The sequence below is a fragment of the Arthrobacter sp. 2YAF22_2 genome, assembly GCF_052114645.1.
Lineage (GTDB): Bacteria > Actinomycetota > Actinomycetes > Actinomycetales > Micrococcaceae > Arthrobacter.
This window is the reverse complement of sequence record NZ_JBFRFD010000478.1, coordinates 1-2,773: the sequence shown is the minus strand read 5'-3', so window position 1 is coordinate 2,773 and position 2,773 is coordinate 1. Positions and strand designations below refer to the sequence as shown.

The 2,773-nt window shown below is 65.5% G+C and carries 4 protein-coding genes; all 4 read right to left on the bottom strand.

Features of this window, described 5'->3' with window-relative positions; translation table 11 throughout:
- Positions 1-431 (bottom strand): acyl-CoA dehydrogenase family protein (locus AB4Y86_RS16135; protein ID WP_441403191.1); only part of this gene is annotated, 431 nt, incomplete at its 3' end.
- Positions 432-467: 36 nt separating this feature from the next.
- Entirely contained in the window at positions 468-1,265 is a 798-nt protein-coding gene (locus tag AB4Y86_RS16130; RefSeq protein ID WP_441403190.1) for an enoyl-CoA hydratase-related protein, read from the bottom strand.
- A gap of 83 nt (positions 1,266-1,348) precedes the next feature.
- On the bottom strand, positions 1,349-2,023 hold the full coding sequence (locus AB4Y86_RS16125) for a TetR/AcrR family transcriptional regulator (protein ID WP_441403189.1): 675 nt from the start codon (positions 2,021-2,023) through the stop codon (positions 1,349-1,351).
- A gap of 180 nt (positions 2,024-2,203) precedes the next feature.
- Positions 2,204-2,773 (bottom strand): 5'-3' exonuclease (locus tag AB4Y86_RS16120; protein WP_441403188.1); only part of this gene is annotated, 570 nt, incomplete at its 5' end.

Here is a 2,773-nt window from a genome sequence, read left to right as displayed (position 1 = left end):
CCGTCGCGCCGTTCTGCCCTCAGCCGCGGCATGCCGGCGTCGGATCCGGCTTCCGGCTCCGAGAGTCCGATCCCCACGATGGACTCGCCGCTGCAGATCCGCGGGACCCATTCCCTGGCGACGGACGGTTGGGCATTCTGGGCGAGGATCTGGCCAACCAGGGAGCCCACCACCTGAACGTAGGAGACGTTGAAGTCGCCGCGGGCGATCTGTTCCAGGATCAGGCCGGAGGTAAGGCGGTCAAGGCCGCGTCCGCCGAGGTCCACTGGTAGTTCTGGGGCGATGAGGCCCAGGTCGCCCATTTCCCGCCGCAACTCGGCCTTGACGTGGCCGTCCTGCTCCCGCTGTTGGTAGCCCGGCGCGATCTTGTCAGCGTAATTCTTGGCTTCTTGCTGGTACTCGAGCTGTTGTGCGGTCAATGCAAAATCCATGGTGACTTCCTTGTCAGCGGGTGGATGCGGCGGTGGTCAGTGCGAGAGAACGTGGCGGTTGAACTCGGGCTTGCGCTTCTCGGCGAAGGCGGCGGCGCCTTCCTGGCCTTCGGGTGAGGCGGTGAAAAGGTCGAGGGCGGACATCGCCATGTTGCTCAGCCCGGCCTGGTGGTCGGTGTCCGCGTTGAAGGACTGCTTAAGGAAGCGAATGGCGGTGGGGCTCTTTTCGGCAATTTCGGCGGCCCAGGCCTTGGCTTCGTCGAGGAGCTTGTCGGCGGGGACCACGGCGTTGACCAGTCCCCAGCGTTCGGCCGTCGCGGCGTCGTACTGGCGGCACAGGTACCAGATTTCGCGGGCCCGCTTCTCGCCGACCACTCGCGCCAGATAGGCCGAGCCGAAGCCCGCATCGAACGAGCCAACCTTGGGCCCGGCCTGCCCGAAGGTGGCGTTTTCGGCGGCGATGGACAGGTCACAGAGCACATGGAGGACATGCCCTCCGCCGATGGCCACGCCGTTGACCGCGGCAATGACCGGCTTCGGAATATCGCGGATGAGCTTGTGAAGGTAGCCGATTTCAAACATTCCCGACTCGGTGGGGCCGTAGTCGCCCGTTTCGGCGCGCTGCTTCACGTCCCCGCCGGTGCAGAACGCCTTCTCCCCCGCGCCGGTCAGGATCACGGCCTGTACCGAGCGGTCGGCCCAGGCCAAGCGGAACGCCTTGATAAGTTCCTCCACGGTTTGTCCGCGGAAGGCGTTGTAGAGGTGCGGTCGGTTGATGGTGATGATGGCGGTGGCCGCATCGACTTCGTAGCTGATGTCTTCAAAAGTGGTCATGTCGGAACCTTTCGGYGGGTCAGTCGGATGGGAGAGAAGCCGGCGGCTAACAAGCAGCTGGGTTAGACCTGCTCGGCAAGCGCTCAGTCAAGATCGAGCAGGTGGGCGTACTGGCTCCGGTACTCCGGGGCGACGACGGCGCCGAGGGCCACCGCGGTCTGCTTGCGGACGTAGCTGGGAAAATCGAGCGAGCGTTCGAAGTACCAGTGCTTGAGGGCCCAGGCGTGGGCCAGGAGCAGGAGGTTGTAGGCGAAAAGGTCCACGTCGACGGGGACGAACCGCCCGGCGTCGATGGCTGCCTGGACGGTATCCCTCAGCGGCTGGGAGGTGGTCAGTTCGAGGTCTTTGATTCGGGTGCGGCCTTCCTCGCCGAGGGTCTTGGACTCCCGGTAGGAAAGAACGGCAGCGTGGCGGTGCTCGTCGATGACTTCGCAGAACGCGGCGAAGGCCGCAGCCACGCGTTCAACCGGATCGTTCCCGGCGGCATCGACGGCTGCCGGCGCTTTCGTGCCGAAGGCGTCGAGCACCTCCACGATGACGGCCAGCAGCAGGTCCTGCTTGTTGCCRAAGTAACGGTAGATCAGCCCCACACTGACGGACGCTTCGTCGGCCAGCGCCTGCATCGACACGGCGTGCGATCCGTCCCGTTCCATCAGCCGTGCGGCGGCGCTCAGCAACTGCCGCGTACGCAGGTTGGTTCTTACTTCGCGGGCCGCTGCTCCGGGATCATCGTTTACCGCGGAGATTGGGGTTGCCATCTTGGGGTCCTCAATTGAATAGTAGTTCACTAAAAATGAATCAATGTTCATTTTCAATGAGGATATATTCACTCCCAGTGGCCGTCAAGAGCTATCCCAGGTGTCGCCGATGCCGGTCCCGGGATCAGCGCGCGGCCGACGGACTCCTCAGGTATTCCGGTAAGGTTCCAGCCGAGGTTCCTACCGCCGGTCGAACGCCTCGAGAAGCCGTCCGACGGAGCTCCCCAGGTTCCACTCGGTGGCCAGGCGCTCCAGTTCGGCGCGGGACTCGCCCGCGACAGGGTGCAGTTCGGCGCCCGCCTCTTCGAGCGTCGGCAACTGCAGATCGCGGACGATCTTCACGACGGCCGGCGCGACCGTGAGATAGTCGGCCGCCGCGGCCAGCTTAGACCGCACACCGGAGGACAGCCCGCTGCCCGCGTCCGCCGCCGCGGCGAGCAGCCCGTCCAGAGTGCCGTAGTCGCCGAGCAGCGCCGCGGCCGTCTTCTCGCCGATTCCGGCGACGCCGGGCAGCCCATCGGAGGAATCGCCGCGGAGGGTCGCGTAGTCGGCGTACTGCGCGGGCAGCACGCGGTACTTTTCGACGATGACCGCGTCGGTCACGACTTCGAGGTTCCTCATGCCGCGCGCGGTGTAGATCACCCGCACCTGCCGGGCGTCGTCCACGGCTTGGAAAAGATCGCGGTCGCCGGTCACCACGTCAACCGGCACCCCGGCATGGCTGGCGTAGCTGCCGACGACGTCGTCGGC